The organism is Olleya namhaensis, assembly GCF_900114005.1.
GTDB lineage: Bacteria > Bacteroidota > Bacteroidia > Flavobacteriales > Flavobacteriaceae > Olleya > Olleya namhaensis.
This window is the reverse complement of record NZ_FORM01000002.1, coordinates 343,305-369,437: the sequence shown is the minus strand read 5'-3', so window position 1 is coordinate 369,437 and position 26,133 is coordinate 343,305. Positions and strand designations below refer to the sequence as shown.

Annotated in this window: 21 protein-coding genes and 1 tRNA gene; 13 read left to right on the top strand and 9 right to left on the bottom strand. The window is 32.6% G+C overall.

Going from position 1 to position 26,133, the window contains the following annotated elements:
- Positions 1-78: 78 nt before the first annotated feature.
- Positions 79-154 (bottom strand) — tRNA-Phe (locus BMZ09_RS04730).
- Positions 155-341: 187 nt separating this feature from the next.
- On the opposite strand from BMZ09_RS04730, the gene BMZ09_RS04725 reads away from it, so the two are divergent.
- From BMZ09_RS04725 to BMZ09_RS04695, 7 genes are all read left to right on the top strand, one after another.
- Positions 342-1,070 carry a type III pantothenate kinase gene (locus BMZ09_RS04725; protein ID WP_090837977.1) on the top strand — a complete coding sequence of 243 codons (729 nt, stop codon included), beginning with the start codon at positions 342-344 and terminating at the stop codon, positions 1,068-1,070.
- A complete protein-coding gene (locus BMZ09_RS04720) occupies positions 1,070-2,377 on the top strand; it encodes a BamG family beta-barrel-assembly machinery protein (protein WP_090837975.1) in 1,308 nt (435 codons plus the stop codon). Before BMZ09_RS04725 ends, BMZ09_RS04720 begins: the two co-directional genes overlap by 1 nt.
- Positions 2,378-2,396: 19 nt before the next feature.
- A complete protein-coding gene (locus BMZ09_RS04715; RefSeq protein ID WP_090838336.1) occupies positions 2,397-3,728 on the top strand; it encodes a tetratricopeptide repeat protein in 1,332 nt (443 codons plus the stop codon).
- Positions 3,728-4,282 carry an LPS export ABC transporter periplasmic protein LptC gene (gene lptC, locus BMZ09_RS04710; protein WP_090837974.1) on the top strand — a complete coding sequence of 185 codons (555 nt, stop codon included), beginning with the start codon at positions 3,728-3,730 and terminating at the stop codon, positions 4,280-4,282. The genes BMZ09_RS04715 and lptC overlap by 1 nt, the downstream gene beginning before the upstream one ends.
- 64 nt (positions 4,283-4,346) lie before the next feature.
- Positions 4,347-4,532: a hypothetical protein gene (locus tag BMZ09_RS04705; protein WP_090837971.1), complete on the top strand. Its 186-nt coding sequence runs from the start codon at positions 4,347-4,349 to the stop codon at positions 4,530-4,532.
- Entirely contained in the window at positions 4,533-5,822 is a 1,290-nt protein-coding gene (locus BMZ09_RS04700) for a hemolysin family protein (protein WP_090837969.1), read from the top strand.
- Between the two features lie 132 nt (positions 5,823-5,954).
- Complete coding sequence (locus BMZ09_RS04695) at positions 5,955-8,096, top strand: peptidylprolyl isomerase (RefSeq protein ID WP_090837967.1); 2,142 nt, start codon at positions 5,955-5,957, stop codon at positions 8,094-8,096.
- 75 nt (positions 8,097-8,171) lie between these two features.
- Here BMZ09_RS04695 and BMZ09_RS04690 read toward each other — a convergent pair whose 3' ends face one another.
- Positions 8,172-9,077: a GYDIA family GHMP kinase gene (locus tag BMZ09_RS04690; protein WP_090837965.1), complete on the bottom strand. Its 906-nt coding sequence runs from the start codon at positions 9,075-9,077 to the stop codon at positions 8,172-8,174.
- The gene (locus BMZ09_RS04685; RefSeq protein ID WP_090837963.1) at positions 9,077-10,375 is read right to left on the bottom strand and encodes a hydroxymethylglutaryl-CoA reductase, degradative; all 1,299 of its coding nucleotides are present in this window, start codon (positions 10,373-10,375) and stop codon (positions 9,077-9,079) included. Before BMZ09_RS04685 ends, BMZ09_RS04690 begins: the two co-directional genes overlap by 1 nt.
- 147 nt (positions 10,376-10,522) lie before the next feature.
- Between BMZ09_RS04685 and BMZ09_RS04680 the strand changes: the two genes are divergently transcribed.
- The 4 genes from BMZ09_RS04680 (at position 10,523) to BMZ09_RS04665 (ending at position 17,140) form a co-directional block, all read left to right on the top strand.
- Positions 10,523-12,709: a S9 family peptidase gene (locus tag BMZ09_RS04680; protein ID WP_090837961.1), complete on the top strand. Its 2,187-nt coding sequence runs from the start codon at positions 10,523-10,525 to the stop codon at positions 12,707-12,709.
- Positions 12,710-12,738: 29 nt separating this feature from the next.
- A complete protein-coding gene (locus BMZ09_RS04675) occupies positions 12,739-14,292 on the top strand; it encodes a peptide MFS transporter (protein WP_090837959.1) in 1,554 nt (517 codons plus the stop codon).
- Between the two features lie 73 nt (positions 14,293-14,365).
- A complete protein-coding gene (locus BMZ09_RS04670) occupies positions 14,366-16,486 on the top strand; it encodes a peptide MFS transporter (protein WP_090837957.1) in 2,121 nt (706 codons plus the stop codon).
- Positions 16,487-16,588: 102 nt separating this feature from the next.
- Positions 16,589-17,140 carry a thioredoxin family protein gene (locus tag BMZ09_RS04665; protein ID WP_090837955.1) on the top strand — a complete coding sequence of 184 codons (552 nt, stop codon included), beginning with the start codon at positions 16,589-16,591 and terminating at the stop codon, positions 17,138-17,140.
- Positions 17,141-17,146: 6 nt separating this feature from the next.
- Here the strand turns inward: BMZ09_RS04665 and BMZ09_RS04660 are convergent, their stop codons facing one another.
- Genes BMZ09_RS04660 through surE form a run of 5 tightly spaced genes read right to left on the bottom strand, consistent with a single transcriptional unit; the run spans position 17,147 to position 21,967 of the window.
- Positions 17,147-19,177 carry a ComEC/Rec2 family competence protein gene (locus BMZ09_RS04660; RefSeq protein WP_090837953.1) on the bottom strand — a complete coding sequence of 677 codons (2,031 nt, stop codon included), beginning with the start codon at positions 19,175-19,177 and terminating at the stop codon, positions 17,147-17,149.
- Positions 19,178-19,197: 20 nt separating this feature from the next.
- Positions 19,198-19,794 carry a C40 family peptidase gene (locus BMZ09_RS04655; RefSeq protein WP_090837951.1) on the bottom strand — a complete coding sequence of 199 codons (597 nt, stop codon included), beginning with the start codon at positions 19,792-19,794 and terminating at the stop codon, positions 19,198-19,200.
- Between the two features lie 8 nt (positions 19,795-19,802).
- Complete coding sequence (lpxB, locus tag BMZ09_RS04650) at positions 19,803-20,918, bottom strand: lipid-A-disaccharide synthase (RefSeq protein WP_090837949.1); 1,116 nt, start codon at positions 20,916-20,918, stop codon at positions 19,803-19,805.
- Position 20,919: 1 nt separating this feature from the next.
- A complete protein-coding gene (locus BMZ09_RS04645) occupies positions 20,920-21,201 on the bottom strand; it encodes a hypothetical protein (protein WP_090837947.1) in 282 nt (93 codons plus the stop codon).
- Positions 21,191-21,967 (bottom strand): 5'/3'-nucleotidase SurE, encoded by a 777-nt coding sequence (gene surE, locus BMZ09_RS04640; protein ID WP_090837945.1) that lies wholly within the window; start codon positions 21,965-21,967, stop codon positions 21,191-21,193. Before surE ends, BMZ09_RS04645 begins: the two co-directional genes overlap by 11 nt.
- Before the next feature lie 155 nt (positions 21,968-22,122).
- Between surE and BMZ09_RS04635 the strand changes: the two genes are divergently transcribed.
- Both BMZ09_RS04635 and BMZ09_RS04630 read left to right on the top strand, forming a co-directional pair.
- A complete protein-coding gene (locus BMZ09_RS04635; protein ID WP_090837943.1) occupies positions 22,123-24,279 on the top strand; it encodes a carboxy terminal-processing peptidase in 2,157 nt (718 codons plus the stop codon).
- Between the two features lie 37 nt (positions 24,280-24,316).
- Positions 24,317-25,411 carry an ABC transporter permease gene (locus BMZ09_RS04630; RefSeq protein WP_090837941.1) on the top strand — a complete coding sequence of 365 codons (1,095 nt, stop codon included), beginning with the start codon at positions 24,317-24,319 and terminating at the stop codon, positions 25,409-25,411.
- On the opposite strand, the gene BMZ09_RS04625 is transcribed toward BMZ09_RS04630, so the two are convergent.
- The gene (locus BMZ09_RS04625) at positions 25,408-26,127 is read right to left on the bottom strand and encodes a 3-ketoacyl-ACP reductase (RefSeq protein ID WP_090837939.1); all 720 of its coding nucleotides are present in this window, start codon (positions 26,125-26,127) and stop codon (positions 25,408-25,410) included. The two genes, BMZ09_RS04630 and BMZ09_RS04625, sit on opposite strands and share 4 nt — an antisense overlap.
- Positions 26,128-26,133: the final 6 nt, after the last annotated feature.

The window sequence follows — 26,133 nt, the reverse complement described above, 5'->3', positions numbered from 1 at the left end:
CTTTTTTATAGTGAATTATTAATCTTTGGTTTAGTTCTTTAAACCAAAAAACCCGATTCAGATGAATCGGGTTTTTTCTGGTGGTGCCTCCAGGAATCGAACCAGGGACACAAGGATTTTCAGTCCTTTGCTCTACCAACTGAGCTAAGGCACCAGTAGCAATAAATTGCGAGTGCAAATATAGTTTCAATTTTAGAACTACCAAACAAAAAATCAAAAAATTTACAATCTTTTTTTACATTTGTGCTTTTATGAGGCTTAGTAGTCTCAATTTCAATATTATAAAATTATTAAGATTTTTATTGCAATCGTTTTGTAAATTTATCCTTTTTAGAAATTATATGAATTTAATAATAGATGTTGGAAATACTAGTACTAAACTAGCTGTTTTTAATAATAATAAGATAGAAAGTAAGACCGCTGTGGAGACTAAGCAGGTTTTAAATTCAATTAAACACATTTTGGAGACCTATCCAGAGGTGCGTTTGGCTATCGTGTCTTCAGTTGGACGACTTGAAAAAGAAGTTTTAGTTTATTTAGAGGCTAATTTGAAACTAGTTGTTTTAAATCATGAAACACCTATTCCTTTTAAAAATTTATATGCTACACCTAAAACACTAGGTATTGATAGGATTGCACTAGTTTGTGCTTCTGTGCAACAATTTCCTGATAAAAATGTTTTGATTATAGATGCGGGTACGTGTATTACATATGATTTTATTAATACAAATAACGAATATTTAGGAGGAGCAATTTCTCCAGGAATACGAATGCGCTATAAAGCACTACACAATCAGACTGCTAATTTACCGTTGTTAGAAACAGAACAACCAAAACATGTTATTGGTAATTCTACAATAGAAGCAATTAATAGTGGCGTAGTTAATGGTGTTTTAAGTGAATTAAATGGAATTATTAGTGAATATAGGTCTATATATTTAGATTTAACAATTATTTTAACAGGAGGAGATGCTAAATTTTTGTCAAAGCAATTAAAAAGTAGCATATTTGCCAATTCAAATTTCTTACTAGAAGGTTTGAACTACATATTACAACATAACACAGTCTAATGATAAAAAAACTTGTATTAGTTTTTATTGCATTATTTGCAATTCAAAGTTACGGTCAGAATGGAACAGCTTCGCCATATTCTTTTTATGGAATAGGGAGCACAAACTTTAAAGGTTCTGTAGAGAATAGAAGTATGGGAGGTCTTGGGATTTATAAGGACAGTGTCCATGTAAACTTTCAAAACCCAGCGACTTTTGCAGGGAATAATTTAGAAGGATGGAATAACGAATCTAGACCTGTAAAATTTACAGTAGGAGGTAGTGGTACATCTTCTAAACTAGAGACGTCTGGTAGTAGTGACAAGACTAAGAGTGCTAATTTTGATTATTTAGCATTATCTATCCCGGTTGGTAAATTTGGTTTTGGATTAGGATTACAACCGTATTCATCTGTTGGATATAAATTAGAGAACAGAGATGCTGAAGAAAATTTAGAGTACAGATATACTGGAGAAGGTGGTCTTAATAAAGTGTTTTTGAGTTTTGGTTACCAAATCACAAAGTCTTTGAGTGTTGGTATGCAAGCGGATTATGACTTTGGAAACATACAGAATAGCACAATTAATTTTGCCTATAATGATGAAGGACAATTTTTAGAGCGTCAGACTAAAGAATACACCCGTTCAGATTTAAGTGGGTTGAATTTTAATATTGGATTACATTATCAAAAAATGATAACTGATAAGTTAGAACTTCAAGGATCATTAACTTATACGCCAGAAACAGATTTGACGTCTAAAAATCAAAGAACGTTTTCAACAATAATTGTCGATGTAGATACAGAAAGTGAATTAATTTATAATCAAATAGAAGCAGATTTAGTAGCTTCTGGATTAGATGAAACGGATTTAACACTACCATCAAAATTAAGTATAGGTGCAGGATTAGGTGAACCAAGAAAATGGTTTGCTGGTGTGGAGTATACAACACAAAATACAGGTGATTTTTTCAATCCTCTATATAGTAACACAGGAGCAACTTATGAAGATGCATCAAAATTTTCTTTAGGAGGTTTTTATATTCCTGAATATAATTCGTTTGCTAAGAGCTGGAAGAGAATGACTTATCGTGCGGGTATGCGTTTTGAAAACACAGGGCTTGTAATAAATAATCAAACTATAAAAGAGTTTGGCATGTCTTTTGGAGTAGGTATACCAGTTGGAAATATGTTTTCTAATGCTAATATTGGTTTAGAGTTTGGAAAGAGGGGAACAACAAACGCTAATTTAGTAAAAGAAAATTTTGTAAGCTTCCAATTAAGTCTGTCATTAAATGATAGATGGTTCCAAAAAAGAAAATATGACTAACAACATAAAAATTAAGACTATGAAAACTAAAATTACTTTACTACTTGCTTTGATATTTGGGCTAAATATTGGGTTTGCTCAAAACACAGAAGAATGTATGACTAAGCTGTCTTTACTGACAGAAGCTGTAAAAGCAAAAAACTTTGATGCGGGTTATAAGCCTTTAACTGATTTGAGAAAAGATTGCCCACAATACCATATTGGAATATATAAGTATGGAGAAGATATTTTAGAACATTACATAAAAACTAAAACGGGTGAAGAAAAAAAAGGACACATTTTAGATTTAATTAAATTATGGGAAGAAAGAATTGCTAACTTTCCTAATGATAAAAAAGCAGGAGAATATTCTTCTAAAATATGTCAATTAAGATATGACAACAAAGAGGTGTTAGGTTTGAGTGATGCTGTTTTATACGATTGTTTTGATGCATCTTATAATGCTGATAAGGATAACTTTAAAAATGCAAAAAGTTTATACGTATACTTTAAGTTGATGGTTAATCTTTTTGATGCAAAGCAAAAAACAGATCAACAATTATTTGACAAGTATGATGATGTATCTGATAAAATTGAAGTTGAAACAGAATACAACGAAAGAAAGTTAAATGAATTAGTTGTTAAAGAAGACGCCGGTACTGCCTTGACTAAAAAGGAAGGGAAGTATAAAACGTTTTACGCTGCTATGGTTGGTGCTTTTGAAAAAGTACAAGATGGTGTTGATAAGGAATTAGGAGATAGAGCTAATTGTGCTAACTTAATCCCATTATACCAAAAAGACTACGAAGCAAATAAAAACAATGGTGTTTGGTTACAACGTGCAATGACTAAATTGTATGCAAAAGGATGTAAGACAGATCCTATGTTTGTTAAAATTTTAAATCAGAAAAACACAATTGAGCCTAATGCTAAAACGTCTTACTACTTATACATTATTACTGGTGAGCAAACGTATTTAGATCAAACAATGGAGCTAGAAACAGATCCAATTAAAAAGGCTAAATTAAATTATACAATTGCATTAGACTTTAAGAAAAGTGGTAATTATGGTAAGGCTAGACAATACTTTCAAGAGTCTTTAAGTCTTAATCCATCAAACAAAAAGCCTTATGATCATATCGCAAGAATGTATGCTGCAAGTGCAAACAACTGTGGAGATACTAACTTTAATAAGCGTGCTGTGTTCTGGTTAGCTGCAAACGAAGCTAGCAAAGGTGGATATTCTACATTAGCTACAAGTTATAGAGCTAAAGCACCAACTAAATCAGAAATATTTGCTGCAGGTAATGCTGGACAAAGTATTAAGATTGGATGTTGGATTGGAAGAAGTGTAACAGTGCCAAGCCTATAATGCAAAAACATAAATTACATATAATTAAAAACACGGTCATAGCTTTTGCTATGACTTTGTTTTTTGCATGTAAAAGCAATCTAAAGGACGTTAAGCAAATAGGAATGTCTGCTAATGATCCCGTAGGTGTATCAGACAGTATTAATTTAAAGTATACAGATTCTGGTCGTTTATCTGCTAACCTGATTAGTCCTAAAATGTATGACTATAGTAATAGGGCTTTTGCATACTCAGAGTTCCCGGAGGGTGTTATTTTGCATCTATATGATAAAAATGACGCTAAGACTACTATAATTTCGGATTATGCTATTATCTATAACAATACAGATTTAATAGATTTAAGAGGAAATGTAATTGCTGCAACACCAACAAATGATTCGTTATTTGCCGAGCAATTATATTATGACCAAACAAAAGAATGGTTATTTACCAATCTTCCTGCAACTTATAGGTCTAAAGGTTATGTGACTAGTGGTCGCGGATTTGATTCTGATAAAGATTTCAAAAAAGCTGAAATACTTGGAGTTACAGGTCAGTTTGCTGTGCAAGAATAACAATGGCTTTAGATTATAAAGCTTACTTTTTTTAGTATATTTACTTAACACTAATTTTATTTTAATGAAAACCTTTAAGTTTTTTCAATACGCTTATTTAGTATTTGCAGTGCTTTTTTTATATGATGCCATTGCAAGTTGGGGAGAGTCTAGAGCTTATATGTCCCTTTTATTAGGTGCAACAGCTGTTTTTATGTTCTTTTTTAAACAACGTTTTAATAAGAAGTTCGAAAACAATGACCGCAAGTAAATGATGACATCAATTATCATCATTGTAATTTGTCTATTACTGTCAGCTTTTTTCTCAGGAATGGAAATTGCTTACGTGTCTTCTAATAAAATTCATATTGAAATTGAAAAGAAGCAAGACGGATTTTTAGCTAAAATTTTATCTAAAATAACTGCTAAACCATCTAAATTTATTGCAACCATGCTTATTGGAAATAATATAGCATTGGTTATTTACGGGTTTTTTATGGGGGATTTGTTGATGGATTGGTTCCATAGCTTGTTACCAAGTAATTATCCTTTAGTGACGTATTTATTAACGGATTTAAGTCTGTTGTCACAAACTATTTTATCTACGCTTTTAATTTTATTTACAGCAGAATTTTTACCAAAGGTGTTTTTTCAGATCTATTCTAATACGCTACTTAAAGTATTGGCTTTTCCAGCTTATGTTTTTTATGTGTTTTTTAGTTGGGTCTCTGACTTTGTAATTTGGATTAGTGATGTTGTGCTTAAAAAGTTTTTTAAAACTGAAGGTGATCAAGTACAATTAGCGTTTACTAAGGTAGAGCTTGGGCATTACATTAGTGAGCAAATGGAAAGTGTGGAAGAACATGAAGATATTGATTCCGAAATTCAGATTTTTCAAAATGCATTAGAATTTTCAGAAGTAAAAGCAAGAGAGGTTATGGTACCTCGAACTGAAATTATTGCTTTAGAACTTCAAGATACTGTACAACATTTAAGTGCTGTTTTTACAGAAACGGGATGTTCTAAGATTTTGATTTATAAAGAAACCATAGATGATATCTTAGGGTATGTGCATTCGTTTGATTTATTTAAGAAACCTAAAAATATTGGTGCTATGATTATGCCAATAGAGTTGGTTCCAGAAACAATGTTAGTCAAAGACATTCTTAATGTTTTAATTAAAAAACGTAAAAGTATAGCAGTTGTAGTGGATGAGTACGGTGGCACATCAGGTATTATGACGGTGGAAGATATTGTTGAAGAGTTATTTGGCGAAATTGAAGATGAGCATGATACTATTGATTTAATTGAAGAGCAAAAAGACGATATTACGTTTGTGTTCTCCTCTAGATTAGAAGTGGATTATCTTAATGAAACGTATAAACTTAATTTGCCTGAAGGCGAAAACTACGAAACCTTAGGAGGTTTGATAGTTGATCATACAGAGCAAATTCCAATGCAAAATGAAGTCGTGTCTACAGAAAAATTTGACTTTAAAATTTTAGAAGCGTCAAATACTAAGATTGAATTAGTTGAGCTTACAATTAAGTCGGAAGACTAAGCTTAGGCTATAAAATCTACTCTTTTTCACCTTAGTCTATTCATTTAATTTATTTATTGTGTAAAGTGCTTTTATTATTGAATAGAAAATGGTATTTTCGCCCACTATATTTCACAAAATTTATCACACAAAATGGCAATTTTAAATAAAATTAGACAAAAAACAGTTGTATTAATCTTAGTTATTGCATTAGCGTTATTCGCTTTTATCTTATCAAGTTTATTTGATAATAAAGATGCATTATTCTCTAAGTCTCCTGATGTTGTAGCAACCATAAACGGTCAAGACATTTCTAGAGCAGAATTTTCTAATCTTGTTGAGTTTCAACAAAGACAAATGGGACCAAATGCAACTACTAGTCAAGTAATGAACAGTGTTTTTGAATCTAAGGTCAGAGAAATTGTTATGGACGGACAAATTAGTAAATTAGGGATGACGGTTGAGTCTGAGCAGATGAGAGACCTAATTAAAACTAATTATGCATCGGATCCAACGTTTTTAAACGAAGGTGGTGTTTTTGATGAGTCTAAAGTAAAGTTATTTATTGATAACCTTAAAAGTTCTTCAACTGAAGCTTACCAAAACTGGATTTCTGGAGAGCAAGCATTAGCATCTAACGCATTACAAGCAAACTACTTTAACATGGTTAAAGCTGGTACAACTGCAACGTTAGCGGAAGGTAAATTAGAACATAAATTAGAAGGAGAGAAAGTAGATATCAAATATGTACAAGTTCCTTTTAGCTCTATAGCAGATAGTACTGTAAAAGTATCTACTTCAGAGATTAAATCTTACATAAATAAAAACCCTAAAGCATACCAATCGGATGCAACAAGAGGTTTTCAATATGTATTCTTTAAAGAGGTTGCCTCTTTAGAAGATGAAAAGGCAATGCAAAAAGAACTTACTGATTTATTAAGCGATTCTAAAGTTTATAATGAAGTAACTAAAGCTACAGATAATAAAGCAGGTTTTAAAAACACTACGGATAACGAAGCGTTTGTAAATGGAAACTCTGACGATTTTAAATTTGTTGACAAATACCAATACAAGTCTAGCTTACCAAATGTAATTGCTGATACTATTTTTAAGTTAAACCCAGGTCAAACTTACGGTCCTTATAAAGATGGTAACTACTATAAAGTAACTAAGGTTTTAGATTTTAAAAGATTAGCAGATTCAATTGAGTCTAGTCATATTGTTATTCCTTTTGTTGGATCAACAAGAGCAGGTGCAGATGTAACTAGAACTAAAGAACAAGCTAAAGCGATGATAGATAGTATTTATCCTTTAGTTAAGAACAGTAAAACTAAATTTGCAGAAGTTGCCAATCAAATTAATGCGGATGGTACTAAAGGTAAAGATGGTGTTATTGGTTGGACTAGATTAACAACTTACAATCCTGCAGCTTTTGATCCTGATTTTGCTAACTTCTTATTCTTTAATGATAAAGGGAGTATTGATGTAGTATTATCTCAATTTGGATACCATATTATTAGAATTGACGACAAGAAAAATGTTGACAATACTGTAAAGGTTGCAACTATTGCTAGAAAAATTCAACCATCTTCTAAAACAGAAGATAAGATATTTGCTGATGCTTCTAATTTTGAATTAGCAATTGCTAACGGTAATTTTGCAGAAGTAGCTAAAACTTCTAATTATGATGTACGTCCAATGACTGCTAAAGAATTAGACGAAAGTATTCCTGGTTTAGGAAATCAACGTCAAATTGTACGTTGGTCTTTTGAAGATGGAACAAAAGTAGGAGACTATAAGCGTTTTGATAATGTACCAGGAGGAATTGTAATTGCACAATTAACAGCAATGCAAGACAAAGGAGTTATGAGTGTTGAAGATGCTTCAGTAACTGCTTTACCAGCCGTAAGAAAAGAAAAGAAAGCTAAAATGATTATGGATCGCGTTAATGCATCTTCTCTTGAAGATTTCGCTAAAGCGGAAAACCAAACAGTTAAATCTGCATCTGCTATTAACATGAAAAATCCAACAATTGCAGGAGCTGGAACAGAACCTATGGTTGTAGGTACTGCTTTTGGACTTGCTGAAGGAGCAACTTCTAAATTAGTAAAAGGTAATACAGGTGTATTTATGGTACAAGTAACTAAAAAGACAGCTGCTGTTGAATTAGAAAACTATTTACCATTTGCTAACCAGGTAAGTACTCAGAAATTAAATTCAGTACAAACAAGATTATATAATGCTTTAAAAGAATCTTCAGAGATTGAAGACTTTAGAGCAAAGACAGTACAATAAGAGACTTAAGTCTTAACCTAAAAAAGCCTTTTCAATTTGAAAAGGCTTTTTTTATGCGTTATACTTTTTAAGTCTTTATAAAACCATTGTAGTGTAAGATAGTATCGTGGTATAGCCTTTTGATTTAAAATAGGCTGTTGGGTTTGTGTTAGAAGCAACTAAAATAAAATCACCACCCCAAGCACCTAAACTTTTAATACTGCCATCAAAGTCTTTAAATAACGTGTCTTTGACTGGTGTTTGATTGGTGATTTGACCAATTAACTGCTCATGGGTATCTAATATAGATTGAAAGGCTGCAAGTGTATCGCAATCTATCATACTTTGAGTTAAAGTGTCAATTGCCTTTATGGTTTTAGTTGTGTTATGTCTATTGGCTTTGTAATGTGCAATACCATCGCGGCTATTTTGCTTTTTATTTAAATGAACAAAATAAAGGTGATCAGAAAACGAAGGATTAAATGTTACTAATTCTGTTTTAGGTAATTTGTTGTCTAAGTGATAAAGTAATGCGGTGTCATGCTGTGCGCAAGCAATATCGTATCCGCTACCCCCAAAAGAGTTAGCTAACAATTTATATGGATCTACTTTTGCCCATTGTGCAATGTTATTGATTAAAGTAGAAGAGGTGCCTAAACCCCAGTTTTGAGGGAATTCTAGAGTAGTCGTTATTTTAAAGCCTTCTTTATTATCTAAAAATTCAGGATTTAGTTGCTTGGTAGCATTCAAAATCTGAATTAATCTATTGGATACCTCATTTCCGGTATCTTTTAAACTAATAATATCGGCAATTGTTATAATGTCTGAAAACCACACATTATTGTGATTATCAAAACTAGTCCAATCAATATGTGGTGTTTTAATTGGTGTAACGGTAAGGTGTTGCCCGAAAACAGTAGGTACAGCCAATGCTTTTGCACCATCTAATACAACGTATTCTGCAGTAAGTAATAGTTTTCCGTGACTATAAAAACTGTCCATTAGGCTCTTAGTTTTTCAATAGCTTCTACTACAGCGCTATGTGTAACAATGTTTGTTTTAAAATGATCTACTATTTTAAGTTTTTCATCTGGTGTAGCTTCAAACTGATTTAGGATATTCATCAAGTGCATTTTCATGTGTCCTTCTTGTATTCCTGTTGTTGTCAAACTACGTAGTGCTGCAAAATTTTGTGCTAATCCTGCAACTGCCACTATTTGCATCAGTGTTTTTGCGTTGGGTTGGTCTAAAACTTGTAATGCTAATTTAACTAAAGGATGTAAATTAGTTAAACCACCTACAGTGCCCAAAGCTAATGGTATTTCCATCCAAAAGGTAAAGACTCCGTTTTCTATTTTAGCGTGTGTTAAACTGCTGTATTGACCATTTCTTGCTGCATAGGCGTGTACACCTGCTTCAATTGCTCTAAAATCATTTCCTGTCGCTAAAACCACAGCGTCAATTCCATTCATGATTCCTTTATTGTGTGTAACCGCTCTATAAGGTTCGATTTCAGCTATTTTTACGGCTTGTACAAACTTTTCGGCAAAGGTATTTGGGTCTATGTCTTTTTCGGCTAAATCTTCAACCTTACAACTCACTTCAGCCCTAACTAAACATTCTGGAACGTAATTAGATAAAATACTCATAATTACATTTATGGGTTTTGGTAAAGTGCTTTCAGCATTAGCTGTAAACGTTTTAGCAAACTGTTCTAAGCATGAGTTTATAAAATTGGCGCCCATTGCATCCAAAGTCTCAAAAGTAGCGTGCAGTTGGTAATAATTATCTAAGGCGTTGGTCTTGTTTCTTAATTCTATATCTAATATACCGCCACCACGCTTTTCCATGTTTTTGGTAATAGGCTTGGCGTCTTCAATTAATTGCGGTTTTATAGCATTAAAATAGGTTTCTAAAGCTTTAAAATCTCCGGTGTATGTAAAATGAACTTGTCCTATTTTGTTTGTGGATATAACAGTGGTTTTAAATCCACCACGCGTTTGCCAAAATTTAGCAGCTTTGCTAGCAGCAGCAACAACAGAGCTTTCTTCGGTTGTCATTGGTATAGTATAAACTTTGTCGTTTATTACAAAATTTGGTGCAACACCTAAAGGGAGGTAGTAATTAGTAATTGTGTTTTCTATAAACTCGTCATGCAATTGTTGCAGCTTTTGATCGCTATTCCAATACTGTTTTAGTGTGTTTTCTGCACCATCATAATCAGATAAATGGTTTTTGATTAACCAATTAACTTTTTCAGTTTTAGATAATTTTGAAAACCCGGAAACTAATCTACTCATGCTATTCATTTTAAAAAGCAAAGATACTATTTACGCTTTCAATTTTTGCTTACTAACATAATATTGCGGATTTATGTGTTAATGTTTACTGTTTTTTGGGTATTTTTTAGTAAACTTGACATCCTATTATTAAATAACTAATATTAAATGAAGATCTTAAGAATTCTATCCCTATTCTGTTTTTTATCAACCTCTTTTTTAACTGCTCAGAATAAGCAAATTACCTTGGAAGAAATATGGAGTGGAACCTTTAGAACTGAAGGATTAGACGCTTTGCACTCGATGGCTAATGGTCAGCAATATTCTGTTTTAAATTTTGATAGAACAAAAGGCGGAACAACAATAGATATTTATGATTATAAAACTTTAGAAAAAGTTAACACACTAGTTAGCTCTGCAGATCTAAAAGCCATCAAATATTTTACAGATTACACGTTTAGTGCAGACGAGAGCCAAGTGTTATTGGCTACGGAAGAAGAGTCTATTTTTAGACGCTCGTCTTTAGGTGTCTATTATGTATATAATACCAAAACAAAACAGACCACTTTAGTGTCAGAAGATAAAATACAAGAGCCAACATTTTCTCCGGATGGGACTAAAATTGCTTTTGGATTAAATAACAACCTTTACGTTAAGGATTTAGTGTCAGGTAAAATAACACAGTTTACTTTTGATGGCGTTAAAAACAAAGTTATTAATGGTATAACTGACTGGGTGTATGAAGAAGAATTTGCTTTTGTACGTGCATTTGACTGGAATGCAGACAGTAATAAAATAGCCTTTATAAGATTTGACGAAACAGATGTTCCAGAATTTTCTATGGATGTGTATGGTAAAGATTTATATCAAACACAAACTGTTTTTAAGTACCCAAAAGCAGGAGAGAAAAATGCGGTAGTGTCTTTACATTTATTTGATTTAAAATCGAATAAATTAAGCGAAGTTAAGGTTGATAAGTCTTATGACGATTTTTACATTCCTAGAATCAAGTGGACTAATGATGCAGATGTATTAAGCGCACAGTTTATGAATCGTCATCAAAACCAATTGGATTTATGGATGATTAACGCTAAAAAAAATAAAGCAACTTTGGCTGTAGCCGAAACTGATAAAGCTTACGTTGATGTTACTGATAATTTAACGTTTTTAGAGGATGATAGTTTTATTTGGACTAGCGAGAAAGATGGTTACAACCATATTTATCATTACGATAGTAAAGGAAAATTAATCAATCAAATTACCAAAGGAAACTGGGAGGTTACTACTTACTATGGTTATGACGCTAAGACGGATCAAATCTTTTATCAATCTGTTGAAAACGGAAGTATTAACAGAGATGTGTATTCTGTTAAACTAAATGGGACACAAAAAAGAAGATTAACACAGCAAACAGGTACTAATAATGCTGATTTTAGTGCTGATTTCACCTATTTTATAAACACATATTCTAGTGCTACAACGCCTTATTTATACACGTTAAATGACGCTAAGTCGGGACAAGTGCTAAAATCTATAAAGGATAATAGTGCTTTAATTGCGGGTTTAAAAGACTACAAATTATCTAAAAAAGAGTTTTCTACTATTAGTATAAATGGTAACGACTTAAATATGTGGATGATCAAGCCTGCAAATTTTGATGCCTCTAAAACATATCCATTATTTATGTATCAGTATTCTGGACCTGGATCTCAGCAAGTTGCTAATAAATGGAATAGTGCTAACGATTATTGGTATCAAATGCTAGCGCAGCAAGGTTATATTGTTGCATGTGTTGATGGTCGTGGGACAGGACTTAAAGGTGCAGATTTTAAAAAAGTAACACAAAACGAATTAGGTAAATTTGAAATTGAAGACCAAATAGCAGCAGCAAAATTATTAGGTTCAAAATCTTATATTGATTCTAGCAGAATTGGAATTTGGGGGTGGTCTTATGGTGGATTTATGTCTAGTAATGCATTGTTTAAAGGTAATGATGTCTTTAAAATGGCAATTGCAGTAGCGCCTGTGACAAGCTGGAGATTTTACGATTCAATTTATACAGAACGCTACATGACTACACCACAAGAAAATGCTAGCGGGTATGATGACAACTCACCAATAAACCATGTAGATAAATTAAAAGGAGACTTTTTATTAATTCATGGTACAGGAGATGATAATGTGCATGTGCAAAATACAATGCGTATGGTGGAAGCTTTAGTGCAAGCTAACAAGCAATTTGAATGGATGATTTATCCTGACAAAAACCATGGTATTTATGGTGGAAACACAAGATTACACTTGTATACAAAAATGACGAATTTTATTAATCGTACATTAGGAGACAAACTTTAAAATAAAACTAACTAACTAAAATATTTAATATGTCAAGTAAAGCTTTACAACCACATCAAAAAGAACTGTTTGGACAACCAATTGGTCTTTATATTTTGTTTTTAACCGAAATGTGGGAACGTTTTTCATATTATGGAATGCGAGCACTTTTAGTACTTTATATGACAACAGCTACTATTGGAGACGATAGAGGTGCTGGTTTAGGTTGGACAAGTCAAGAAGCTTTAGCACTTTATGGATGGTATACTATGTTAGTATATGTTATGTCTATTCCTGGAGGGATGATTGCGGATAAATTAATAGGCCAGAAAAAAGCAGTGTTACTCGGGGCTATTGTCTTGTGTTTAGGTCACGCTGTATTGGTGTTAACTGATATTTGGGCCTTTTATACAGGTTTAGGACTAGTTATTTTAGGTGTTGGTTTATTAAAACCGAATATATCTACAATGGTTGGTGGATTATATAAAGAAGGGGATATTAGAAGAGATAAAGGGTTTAGTATATTTTATATCGGTATTAACTTAGGGTCACTATTAGCAACTATGGTTGTTGGTGGAGTTGTCGCTAAATGGGGATGGCATGCAGGTTTTGGATTAGCTGGAATTGTAATGGTTTTAGGTTTGATAAATTACTTATACGGTCAAAAGTATTTAAAAGAAGTAGGTAATTTTGTACCTAGTACTGGCCATTCAAATGAAGTGTCTTACGGTCAATTATATTCTAAATTGTTCAGTTCTCCTAAGCAATTAACAATTGTAGGTATATTGGTTGCTGCATCAGTATATGGTTGGTATACTTTAGAATGGGGATTTGGTTTATTATTTATCTTTTTAACAGCAATAACAGCGTTATTAATGATGATTTATAAAGAATTAGATAGTCAAGTGTTTAAAGATCGTTTCTTAGTCTTATTACTATCTTTTATTATGGTAATAATTTTCTGGGGTGCTTTTGAGCAAGCTGGAGGATTAATGAATTTATATACAGATACAAAAACAGATAGAATGTTATTTGGATGGCAAATTCCAACAGTAATGTTTCAAAGTTTAAATGCTGGATTCATTATTTTATTTGCAACGTTTATTGCAGGTGTATGGGCTAAACGCAAATTAAAAGGTAAGGAAGCATCGTCATTGTTTAAAATGGCTTTAGGTATTATTATAATGGGCTTTGGGTTTTTATTCATGGTGTTTGCAGCAATGGAATTTGAAAAATCAGGAACATCTAGTATGATCTGGTTAGTATTAGCTTATTTTTTCCATACTATTGGAGAGTTATGTATATCTCCAGTGGCATTATCTTTTATTACTAAATTAGCACCGGTAAAATATGCATCTTTAATGATGGGAGTTTATTTTGCTGCTACTGGATTAGGAAATAAAGTTGCGGGTATAGTCGGAGAGTCTGCTAGTGAATATGGTGAGTTGGCAATCTTTTCAGGTATAGTAATCTTTACAGTAATTATTGGTTTGTTATTTATAGCAATGTTAAAACCATTAAAAAGATTAACACATGGCGCTGAAGAAAGCGAAAGAATATTAAAAAACGAAGAAGCTGAAGGATTTGAATTAGCTGACAATTAAAAATAACTAAATATAAAAACCTCACAAATTTTACTTTGTGGGGTTTTCTTTTTTTAACTAACTAAATTTTATCATGAATACAGATATTGAAAATCTATTTGAAGACAAGGTTTTAGGGCATCCAGCAGGTTTGTTCGTTTTGTTTTTTACTGAAATGTGGGAGCGTTTTTCATTCTACGGAATGCGAGTGCTTTTAGTCAATTTTTTAACCATGGCTGCTATTGGATATAATCCAGGTTGGGAATGGTCAGTAGAAAACGCAACAGCCTTGTTTGGGACTTACGCCATGCTATTGTACATAACTCCAATTATTGGAGGTTGGATTGCGGATAAATACACAGGTTACAGATGGGCGGTTATAATTGGATCGTTAATTATGACTTTAGGGCATTTGTCTATGGCTTTAGAAACAGAGTTTTCATTATACTTAGGTTTAGCTATGTTGGTTATTGGTACAGGTTTCTTTAAGCCAACTATGACGTCCATAATTTCTGAAATGTATAAGAAGAATCCTGAGAAAAAGGATGGTGCTTACACTATTTATTATATGGGTGTTAATGCAGGAGCCTTTTTTGGAATGATGCTTTGTGGTTATTTAGCTGAAAAAGTTGGCTGGGCTTATGGATTTGGACTAGCAGGAGTTTTTATGTTATTGGGGACACTTCAATTTTGGTTATCAGGAAATTTATTTGGTAAAATTGGTGAAAAACCTTCTCAAGTATATGAAGTGGAATTACCTCAAAATATTAATGAAGATAGTGCTGTTGTAAATGGTTCTGAGGTAGAAGAAAAAGAGAACGCATTTACATCTTTAGATAAGGTTTTAATAGTTTTATCTTCTATTTTAGGTTTAGGATATGCTGTAAATGACCCTATGTCTAGAATTGCAGGAATTGATATGTTTTCAGTTTTGCAGATAGGTGATTTTGAAGGGCAATATGTTGCAGTATTAACAGCATTAGCACTTTTTGTATATTTAGTTATTAGTAGAATATTAAGATATACAAAGGTGGTTAGACATCGTATGTTTGCATTTATCATCTTTGCTTTCTTTACTGTGTTCTTTTGGTTGTCATTTGAACAAGGAGCATCGTCACTTGTAATTTTTGCTAGGGACAATGTGGATAGGTTATTAAGTGGTAATTCTGCGACTATTTTTAATATTATCAACACACTGTTAACAGTTGTGCCTTTAATAATAATTTCATATGTGCTATACCTTCTTTGGAAAAAAACATATAGTAAAATACCAGGATCAAATATAGTCTTGGTTGTTTGTTTTGTTTTTATGTGGGGAATTGTTGGATGGATGTTAAATAGAGATTACAATACGACAGCTTATGATGTTAGTTATAGCGCTATAGAAAAGGCAGATTTAGATGATAAAGGTGTTCAGAAGAAAAATGAAAAAGGTGAATTGCAATTTTTATACATACCCGTTACACAAAGTATGGATACAAATCCTTCTCAAAATATTGTTACAAAAACAGTAACTGTTGGAGAACCATTTGTTGATTATAAGGTTGGAGATAAAAAAATGATTATCAATAAGGATAAAGAATTTTCTCAATTTTCTTTTATCTCTTCAGACGAGAAGCAGGAAAGCTTAATTGCTAATGCTAAAACATTAAATAGAGATAATGGATTTGTTAATGCTACCGTAACTAAAGTTAGAGATAATGAAGTTGAAATTACAGTATCTTGGTTTAGTATTTTAAATTCATTTTTTATAATTGTTTTTGCATCCTTCTTCTCTAAATGGTGGGAAAGTAAATACAATCCTTCAGCAGCAAATAAATATGCATTAGGATTGATTATTATGGCTGTAGGTTTTGGTTTACTTGCTTTTGGGTCATATGGTATGCAAGAAGGTGTTAAAGTAAGTATGATTTGGTTAATATTAGCTTATTTATTCCACACACTTGGAGAACTTTGTTTGTCTCCTGTTGGGCTGTCTTACGTAAGTAAACTGGTTCCAGCAAGGATGATTGCTTTAATGTTTGGGATGTGGTATTTAGCGATTGCTATCGGTAATAAGTTAGCGGCAGTATTAGGTGGACAGATAGAGAATATCACAAAAGAATATAGTTTGTCTACATTTTTCTTAATCTTTACATTAGTACCATTAGTTGCAGGTTTATTAGTTTTTGCTTTAAATCCGTTATTGAAGAAATTAATGCATGGTGTTAGATAACATGTTATAATTACCATAAATAAAACGCCTCATATTTGGGGCGTTTCTTTTTTTTGTAAATTTGGAACGTTATTTGCAAATACAAAACAAAACAACTATATAATGAAAAACATATTTTTAGCCTTTACATTACTGTTTGCAGTAAATACTATTGCTCAAGAAGAAATTAATTGGATGACTTTGGAAGAAGCGGTAGAGCTTCAAAAAACAGAACCAAAAAAAATATTAATGGATGCTTACACATCTTGGTGTGGTCCTTGCAAGCTTTTAGATGCTAGAACGTTTACTAATCAAGATTTAGTTGCTTTTGTAAATGAACATTATTACGCAGTCAAATTTGATGCTGAAGGTAACGAAGAGATCGATTTTAAAGGAAAGACTTATAAAAACCCTAGTTATGATCCTGCTAAATCTAAAAAAAGAAATTCTGCACACGAGCTTTCTCGTGGTTTAGGTATTAGAGCCTATCCAACATTATTGTTTTTTGATGAGAATGCCCAGCTTATAGCACCAGTTTCAGGGTATAAAACACCACAACAATTAGAGTTATATTTAAAGATGTTTCAATCTAATAAACATTTAGAGATGAAATCGCAATCAGAGTTTGATAAATACAATAAAGATTTTAAAGCGGAGTTTAAAAACAACGCATAAACACTTTTAATAGTCTATTATAAAAGTTCCTGTTTTACCAGTATGGTAAAATGGGAGTTTTCTTTTTTTACAAGTTGTTGTCCATTTATTAATATAAGATTTGTAATTGTTACCATCCGCAATAATGCCTTTTGGGTGTAAGCTATCTATTAAGCGTTCTAAATTTAATTTTGGAGATTGTGTTAATAGCACATAATCTATCGCCTTATTTTTAATATCAAAGACACCAAGACTATCAACAACTAATACATAATTGTTTTTTAGTTTGTAAACAGAATTTAAGGGTTTTGATGTCGTAGTGTTAAGTGCGTTTTTAACAGCATAACTTCTAATTATGGTGTTTGATTCAGCGTGTTTTATATCGGAATATAGTGTTAAACGATTATCGTGTTTTTGTCCAATGATTGTACTTCTGTTTTTATGAAATACTAAAAACCGATTTCCTTCTGTTTGATAATAATTATGGATATAAGTCAGTTGTATAAGTATAATCGAAACTAAAGTCAGACGCATCCATTTGTAGTTTTTGTAATGATACAATTTGTAAATCGTAAATATAAAAACATAAGAAACCACAACTTGCACTACTGTAAAGGGTATGTCAAGAATTAAAAAAGTTTCTTGGCTAGAAATCCAACCAAAAAAATGATTCATCCAATCAATAACTATTCCAAAAGCATCCGATATAAAGCTTTTAGGGACACTTAATAAGGCTAATGTTATAACCAATAATCCAAGTCCTAATATCATGCTTAAAAAAGGGATTACAATCAAATTGGACAACCAAAATAAACTAGGGAATTGATGAAAGTAATACAAGCTAATAGGAATTATCCCAAATTGTGCAGCTATAGTAACGGTTAGTGTTTGCCATAGTAGTTTAGGTAATTTGTATTTGGGGGTCCATAACTGTTCTAGTATGGGTTGAAAGCTTACAATTGCTATTACTGCAGCATAACTTAATTGAAATCCAACATCAAATAAAAAGTTAGGTTTGATTAGCAGTAAAACAAAAACGGAAATTGCTAAGGTGTTATAAATGTTGGTAGGACGTTTTAGATTTATACCAATAGCAACAATGCTAAACATAGTTGTTGCTCTAATTATCGAGGCAGAACCGCCCGCAATTAAAGCATAAGTCCATAGTAGTATTAACAGAATAATAGTCTTGATAGTTTTTCCGTGTTTTAATCGCTCTAGTGGAGAAAATATCAAGTTTAATAGTAAAAGTATAATTCCAACATGTAATCCAGATACAGCTAAAATATGTATAGCGCCAGCATTGGTGTAATTATCATAAACTGCTTTTGTAATGTTTTGTCTTTGTCCTAAAATTAAGGCATTAATAATCGAGAGTTGATCTTTTGTGTATTTGTATGCTGTTAGTTGTGTGTTTATATAGTTTCGGAAGGTCGCAGCATAACCAAATAAAGACGTGCTTGTATGTGGTAAATTAAAAATAGTAGTGTGGTCGGCGTACAATTGGTAATGTACTTGTTGCTTATCAAGGTAGTTTTTATAACTAAATTGATCTGGGTTTAATGGTGCTTTAACTTTGGTTAAATTGACGTTGGTTGTATAGATGGCGTCAATAGGTAAAGCAGAATGTATGCTGTCTTTCTTTATGTTTAATAATGCTTTTCCACTAACATGCTTAGTGTTTACGTTTAAAATGTTGACATAATAACGATGACTGTACGCATTTGGTTTTAAAGTTTCTCTAACCCGAAAGGTTATGATTTTACTAGTAGTGGTTTCATTTATTGCGTGAGAAAAATGACTGGCATCACGCACATCTTCATTAATATTAGTTAAAAAAAGACCAAAGAAGAGAAAGGTTATGTAGGTTGAGATCCCATAAATAAAAATAAAACGCTTTTTCTTTTTTAATATGAAATATAGCAAGACCGTAATTGCAGTAAAAATTACAGCTAGAATAAAGCTATAACTAGTGCTAATTGTAATTAATTTAGCCAGTAAAATGCCTAAAATTAAGCATAATGTAAATTTTATAATTGAAAAATGAAATAATTTCATCTTTCAATATAAGCAATTTCTTACAATACACGGCGTGCTTGTACAAAAGCAAAGTACCAGTAACGTTCTGACAATAAGCTGGTCATGACGCCTTTGCTAGTGCTAGAGTGTATAAACTCAATACGTCCTGGTCGTGAAGAGGTTACTAGTCCGACATGGTTTATAGTTCTGCTATTACGTTTGGTTGCAAAAAACAGTAAATCACCTTCTTCTACTTCTTTAACATCTATCCAGTCGCCTTGTTGCGCCATAGCGCTTGATGTTCTTGGTAGATCAACGTTTTCAGATCCAAACGCAGTATATAGTAATCCAGAACAATCCATCCCTTTTTTAGTAGTTCCGCCGTATTTATATCTAACGCCTTCAAAGCTTTTAGCGCTACTTATTATGTTAGCTATTTTTGGGCTAGTAGCTTTAATTGTTGGATAGGTTGGTGTTGTGTTAGTTTCTGGTGTTTCTGTATGTGTTGGTTTTCTAGTTGGTCGTTTTCTATTGCGTTTGGTTTCTGTTTGAGCTGTTGTTTTAGATTCTGATTTTTTGGTAACAACATGCTTGCTTTTAGAACTTCCGCAAGATAAAATTGTAGTTATAAGTAGGAGTAGGGCAATTTTTTTCATTGTAAAAATTATAGTTTTATAGCATCAAAAATTAACTTAGCTGTGTTTTGACTAGCGCCTTTACCTCCTAATTTTTTTTCTAATTCGTAATAGTCTACAAAAAACTTGGTACGTTCATAATCATTTAAAAGTCGATCTAGTTCTGTCTTCAAACGTTTAGTATTAAAGTCGCCTTGTATTAATTCGGTAACAGATTTTTTATTCAATATTAAATTAACAAGACTTATATATTCTAAATTAACCACGCGTTTACCAATTTGGTAAGACACCCAGCTACCTTTGTAACACACCACTTGAGGGACTTTAAATAAGCCTGTCTCTAAAGTTGCGGTTCCAGAAGTGACTAGTGCAGCAGTAGATAAGCTTAATAAATCATAGGTTTTATTGCTTATAAAATGAACGTTTGTTTGTTTAATAAACGTTTTATAAAACTCGTAATCTTGACTTGGTGCTCCAGCAATTACAAATTGGTATTTTGGATAGTCATCCACAACACTAAGCATTACGGATAGCATTTTTGTTATTTCCTGTTTTCTACTTCCTGGTAGTAATGCAATTATGGGTTTGTCGCTTAAACCATGTGCTTTTCTAAATTCAAACTCGTCAACTTGTGTTCTGTCAGAAATAGCATCAATTAAGGGGTGTCCAACAAAGTGAACTGGGTAATTGTGTTTCTTTTCGTAAAAATCTTTCTCAAAAGGAAGTATAACATACATTTCATCCACATCATTTTTGATGGCTTTTATACGTCCTTCTTTCCAAGCCCAAATTTGTGGTGAAATATAATAATGTGTTTTAAAGTTTTTTAGTTTTGCCCATTTGGCAATACGTAAATTAAAACCAGGATAGTCTATAAAAATAATGACGTCTGGATTATAATTAGCAATATCAGTCTTGCAAAAGGATAGGTTTTTAGCAATGGTTCTTAAATTCATTATAACTTCAGAAAACCCCATAAAAGCTAATGCTTTATAGTGCTTTACTAAAGTTCCTCCAACGTTTTCCATTAAGTCGCCTCCCCAAAATCTAAACGTTGCATTAACGTCTTGTTTTTGCAGTGCTTTCATTAGGTTAGAACCGTGTAGATCTCCAGAGGCTTCGCCAGCTATGATATAATATTTCAAATTATAGTCTGTTTATTATAAAAATTAGTCCAATTATTAGTGTGGCCATTAAAACACCTTTTGCTTTGTCGTCCTGCTTTCTGTTTAAAAACAGAAAGAATAATCCTAAGTTAAGCAAAGCGCCAAGACTAACCAACTTACCAACAAATTTAAATTGTAATGCTTGTTTTATAGTAGATTCAATTCCAAACTTTGAAAACAAAACAATATATAGTATCACACCAACACAGGTGCAAAGTATACCTAGAATAAATCCAATTATAACGTCTTTTTTATTTTTCAAATTGCCACGTGTTTAAGTGTTGCATATAATGGTGGGCAGTCAAATCGTATTGTACAGGTACTACAGATATGTAACCGTTTTGTAAAGCATACTCATCTGTATCAGTGCCTTTATCGTAATTTACAAATTCACCGGTTAGCCAATAGTAATCACGACCTTGAGGTGTTTGGCGTTTATCAAATTTTTCTTTCCAGTTTGCTTTTGCTTGTCGGCAAACCTTAATCCCTTTTAATTCCTTCTTTTTTAAATCGGGAATATTGACGTTTAAAATAATTCCTTCAGCAATTTTATTTTTAAGCGCGTTTTCTGCAATTTGCTTGATATACTTTTTTGAAGCTTCAAAATCGGCGTCCCAACTATAGTTTAATAAAGAAAACCCGATAGCAGGTATACCTTCAATACCAGCTTCTATTGCAGCACTCATCGTACCCGAGTAAATAACGTTTATACTACTGTTGGATCCGTGGTTAATACCGGATACACAAAGGTCTGGTCGTCTGTCTAGTACTTCGTTAATTGCAATTTTAACACAGTCGGCAGGTGTTCCAGAACAGCTATATTGTAAAGTTTTGTCACCAGGTTTAGAAACTTTATCTAAATGCAATACATTGTTTAATGTTATGGCATGACCCATTCCGCTTTGAGGACTATCGGGAGCCACAACTACAACATCTCCAAGGGTTTCCATAACTTCAATTAAAGCTAAAATTCCTGGTGCAGTTATTCCGTCATCATTAGTGATTAAAATCAGTGGTTTTTTACTCATAAAAGGGGATTTTATTTACGTAGCTAAAATACACAAAATCTCTCGGAACTGTTCAATTTATTCGGTTTAACAAAAAATTAGCTGCTTTAGGTTTTATTGGCATGGTTTTTTCTTTACTTTAGTAGAAATTTCTCGTAAAAATTTAAAAAGAACAGATGAAAAGGAAATATAATATAATATTACTAGTGCTATTATTAGCATTTGGGTCTTGTAGCTTTACTGCAAAAGTAGATGATGATCCTGATAAAGATAAATTACTGATTCAAATCATAACGTTGGCATTAGATCAACTCCACTTTGAACCAAAGGAATTAAATGATGCATTTTCTGCTGAAATCTATTCAGACTACCTAGAGTTAGTTGACCCATTAAAACGTTACTTTTTACAATCAGATATTGATGATTTCAAGAAATTTGAAACTGAAATTGATGACCAATTGAGAGCGTACGATATTTCGTTTTTTAATATGGTTTATGAGCGTTTAATACAACGTCAGCAGGATGCAAAAGAGTATTATAAAAGTATTTTGTCTAAACCATTTAATTATGAGCAAGACGAAGACTATAATGCAGATTACGAGAGTTTAGCATTTGTAAAAAACAAGAAGGCTTTAAAAGAACGTTGGAGACAACAATTAAAATTTAATACATTATCTGGTTATGATATGTTGATTGATCAGCAAAATGGTGAATCAAAAACCGATGATGAAGCTGAAGCTGAAGTAAAAGAGCCTATTGTAAAAAAGTCTTTAAAAGAAATTGAAGAAGAGTCAAGAGCAGAGACTTTAAAAACACTAGATAATTATTTTACAGATTATATAGATGATATGGAACGTGAAGACTGGTTTGCTATGTATGTTAATACAATAGTAGAGGAGTTTGATCCACATACATCTTATATGGCGCCAACAGATAAAGATCGTTTTGATCAACAAATGTCTGGTAAGTTAGAAGGTATTGGTGCGCGACTGCAAAAGAAAATGGACTACATTAAGATTGTAGAATTGATTTCTGGAGGACCAGCTTGGAGAGATGGAAAGATTGAGGTTGGAGATTTAATTGTTAAAGTACGTCAAGACAAAGAAAAAGAAGCGATTAGTGTGGTAGGTATGCGTATTGACGATGCCATCAAATTAATAAAAGGCCCAAAAGGAACTAAGGTTATTTTAACTATGAAAAAAGTTGATGGCTCTTTTGAAGATATTGCTATTACTAGAGATATTGTTGAGCTTGAAGAAACGTATGCAAAATCATCGATAGTTAAAAAGGATAACAAAAATTATGGTGTAATTAATTTACCTAAATTTTATGTGGATTTTGAAGACTATAAAAGCAGAAATGCATCTAGCGACATTAAGTTAGAAATTGAACGTTTAAAAGAGCAAGGTATAGAAGGATTAGTATTGGACTTACGTAACAACGGAGGTGGATCTTTAAGAACAGTTGTTGATATGGCTGGATTATTTATTAAAGATGGACCAGTAGTACAGGTAAGATCTACGGACGAGCCTAAAGAGGTGTTATCAGATACTGATAAATCTATTATTTGGGATGGGCCATTAGTAATTATGGTTAATGAGCTGTCTGCTTCTGCATCAGAGATTTTAGCTGCAGCTATGCAAGATTATAAACGTGCTATTATTATTGGAAGTAAGCAAACTTATGGGAAGGGAACAGTACAAAACGTATTGGATTTAAACCGTATGGTGCGTAACAGTTCTCACGGAGATTTGGGTGCTTTAAAATTAACGCGTCAAAAGTTTTACCGTATTAATGGTGGGTCTACACAATTAGAAGGTGTTAAAAGTGATGTGGTAGTTCCGGATCGTTATAGCTTTATCGATATTGGAGAGCGTGATCAAGAAAACCCTTTAGCTTGGGATAAAATTACACCTGTAGAATATGAAGTTTGGAATAGTTATTTTGATTACGATACAACTATCGCAAATAGTAAAAGCCGTATGGAAAACAATGCACAATTAAAGCTTATTGAAAGCAGTGCTAAATGGGCTAAAACTAAAATGGATGATAATAATTATTCACTTAATTACAAGAAATATAAAGCTGAGTTAAAGTTGAATGAGGAAGAAGCAAAACAGTTTGAGGCTATTGCCGATTATAAAACTAATTTGACTTTTGAATCATTACCATATGAGCAAAAGTTATTTGAACAAGACACAATTTTACGTGATAAGCGTAACAGGTGGCACGAAAATTTAAGTAAAGATGTTTATGTCGAAGAAGCTATTAATGTGCTTAACGACTTAAAAATGACTTACGAAATTAAAAAAGTAGCAACCATAAAAGACTAAGGTCTATCGGTCCTATTGCAATAGGAAACTAAAATTTATGGTGACTAAAACAAATTCATTATCACAAATAGCGCTTCAAAAGTTTAAAAAAAACTTTTGGGGCGTTTTTAGTTTGTGCTTTATAGGTGTTGTCGGGTTAATCTCCGTGTTTGCATATCTATTTGCGCCAGATAATTCGCAAAATGCTAATCAAATGCATGTCTCTATTCATTCTAAATCTCCAGGATTTACAGTAGACATGTTGACTATTCCTTCTCAAATTAAAAATGAACAGTCATTTTTAGATAAAATATTTTTTGGAGTAAAAAATACTGATACTGAAATACCAATAGCTACTTTCAGTGTAAACGATAATCAGTTGACTTATACGGAGTATGCTTCTGATGGTTTAGAGGGTGTTTCTAAAACAATTGCAGCAGATTTTATAATGAAAAATTCAGCTAGACAATATATAAAGTCGGTGACATTTTATTTAGGAACAGACAAGTATGGACGTGACCTGTTAAGTAGGTTATTAGTTGGTGCTAGGATCTCGTTTTTTATAGGTTTTGTGGCTGTATTTATATCTTTAGTTATTGGAGTTTTTATGGGGAGTGTCGCTGGTTATTACGGTGGAAAAGTAGATGCTTTTATAATGTGGATTATTAATGTAACTTGGTCCATTCCAACACTATTATTAGTGATTGCAATAACTTTAGCTTTAGGAAAAGGGTTTTGGCAAGTGTTTATAGCAGTAGGTTTAACCATGTGGGTGGAAGTTGCTAGAGTGGTAAGAGGGCAACTAATTAGTGCCAAAGAAATGCAGTATGTAACCGCAGCACGTGCTTTAGGGTTTAAAGACTATAGGATAATTACAAAGCATATACTGCCAAATATTATGGCGCCAGTTATTGTTATTTGTGCAGCCAATTTTGCAGCAGCAATTTTGATAGAATCTGGGCTTAGTTTTTTAGGGATTGGAGCACAACCGCCTATGGCTAGTTGGGGAGCAATGATTAAAGATCATTACAATTACATAATCCTAGGTAAACCTTATTTAGCGGTGTTACCAGGATTATGTATCATGTTTTTAGTAATGGCGTTTATGCTTATTGGAAATGCATTACGCGATGCTTTAGATGTTAAACATTAAGGATTTGTAGACCATAACGCTGCGCTTTTAAGCATAGCTCTTCTAGGTAACTTTAATCCAGCAACAACTAACTCTGCAAAGTCTTCAGGTTGTAAAATACTGTCTTCAGAGTCTCTGTTTGCAATACCTAAATCTACAGACATATCAGATGCAATAGTACTTGGTGTTAGTGTGCATACTCTAATGTTGTTTTTTCTAACTTCCTTCATTAAAGATTCTGATAAACCTATAACAGCAAATTTTGAAGCTGAATAGGCAGATGTAGTGGCATTACCACTTAATCCTGCTGTAGATGATACATTGATAATGTCACCTTCGTTTTTATCAATTAAATAAGGTAGGACTTCCTTGGTTACATAGTACATACCCATAACATTGGTTTGGATAATTTTAGTCCACTGACTAACTTCCATGTCATTTAAAGTCCCAAAAGCTGCAATACCTGCATTGTTGACTAATATATCAACAGTACCTAAAGTATCTATTAGTGTTTTAATACCTGTTTTTACTTGGTCATAATTACCAACGTCAAACGCAGCATAAGTTGCATTTACACCCAATGCTTTTAGTTCGGCAACAGTTGCTTTTAAAGTCTCTTCGTTTCTACCTGTAATAGCAACGTCAATACCTTCTTTAGCAAATGCAATTGCGGTAGCTTTACCTAGTCCTTTTCCGCCTCCAGTAATTATTGCTTTTTTATTTTTTAAGTGTTCCATTTATTC

Coding starts and splice junctions, on each gene's coding strand:
- BMZ09_RS04680 (WP_090837961.1), top strand. CDS start 10,523: ATGAAGATCTTAAGAATTCTATCCCTATTCTGTTTTTTATCAACCTCT.
- BMZ09_RS04700 (WP_090837969.1), top strand. CDS start 4,533: ATGATGACATCAATTATCATCATTGTAATTTGTCTATTACTGTCAGCT.
- BMZ09_RS04675 (WP_090837959.1), top strand. CDS start 12,739: ATGTCAAGTAAAGCTTTACAACCACATCAAAAAGAACTGTTTGGACAA.
- BMZ09_RS04670 (WP_090837957.1), top strand. CDS start 14,366: ATGAATACAGATATTGAAAATCTATTTGAAGACAAGGTTTTAGGGCAT.
- BMZ09_RS04720 (WP_090837975.1), top strand. CDS start 1,070: ATGATAAAAAAACTTGTATTAGTTTTTATTGCATTATTTGCAATTCAA.
- BMZ09_RS04715 (WP_090838336.1), top strand. CDS start 2,397: ATGAAAACTAAAATTACTTTACTACTTGCTTTGATATTTGGGCTAAAT.
- BMZ09_RS04690 (WP_090837965.1), bottom strand. CDS start 9,077: ATGGACAGTTTTTATAGTCACGGAAAACTATTACTTACTGCAGAATAC.
- BMZ09_RS04635 (WP_090837943.1), top strand. CDS start 22,123: ATGAAAAGGAAATATAATATAATATTACTAGTGCTATTATTAGCATTT.
- BMZ09_RS04655 (WP_090837951.1), bottom strand. CDS start 19,794: ATGAAAAAAATTGCCCTACTCCTACTTATAACTACAATTTTATCTTGC.
- BMZ09_RS04665 (WP_090837955.1), top strand. CDS start 16,589: ATGAAAAACATATTTTTAGCCTTTACATTACTGTTTGCAGTAAATACT.
- BMZ09_RS04660 (WP_090837953.1), bottom strand. CDS start 19,177: ATGAAATTATTTCATTTTTCAATTATAAAATTTACATTATGCTTAATT.
- BMZ09_RS04695 (WP_090837967.1), top strand. CDS start 5,955: ATGGCAATTTTAAATAAAATTAGACAAAAAACAGTTGTATTAATCTTA.
- BMZ09_RS04685 (WP_090837963.1), bottom strand. CDS start 10,375: ATGAGTAGATTAGTTTCCGGGTTTTCAAAATTATCTAAAACTGAAAAA.
- BMZ09_RS04705 (WP_090837971.1), top strand. CDS start 4,347: ATGAAAACCTTTAAGTTTTTTCAATACGCTTATTTAGTATTTGCAGTG.
- lptC (WP_090837974.1), top strand. CDS start 3,728: ATGCAAAAACATAAATTACATATAATTAAAAACACGGTCATAGCTTTT.
- surE (WP_090837945.1), bottom strand. CDS start 21,967: ATGAGTAAAAAACCACTGATTTTAATCACTAATGATGACGGAATAACT.
- BMZ09_RS04725 (WP_090837977.1), top strand. CDS start 342: ATGAATTTAATAATAGATGTTGGAAATACTAGTACTAAACTAGCTGTT.
- BMZ09_RS04630 (WP_090837941.1), top strand. CDS start 24,317: ATGGTGACTAAAACAAATTCATTATCACAAATAGCGCTTCAAAAGTTT.
- BMZ09_RS04625 (WP_090837939.1), bottom strand. CDS start 26,127: ATGGAACACTTAAAAAATAAAAAAGCAATAATTACTGGAGGCGGAAAA.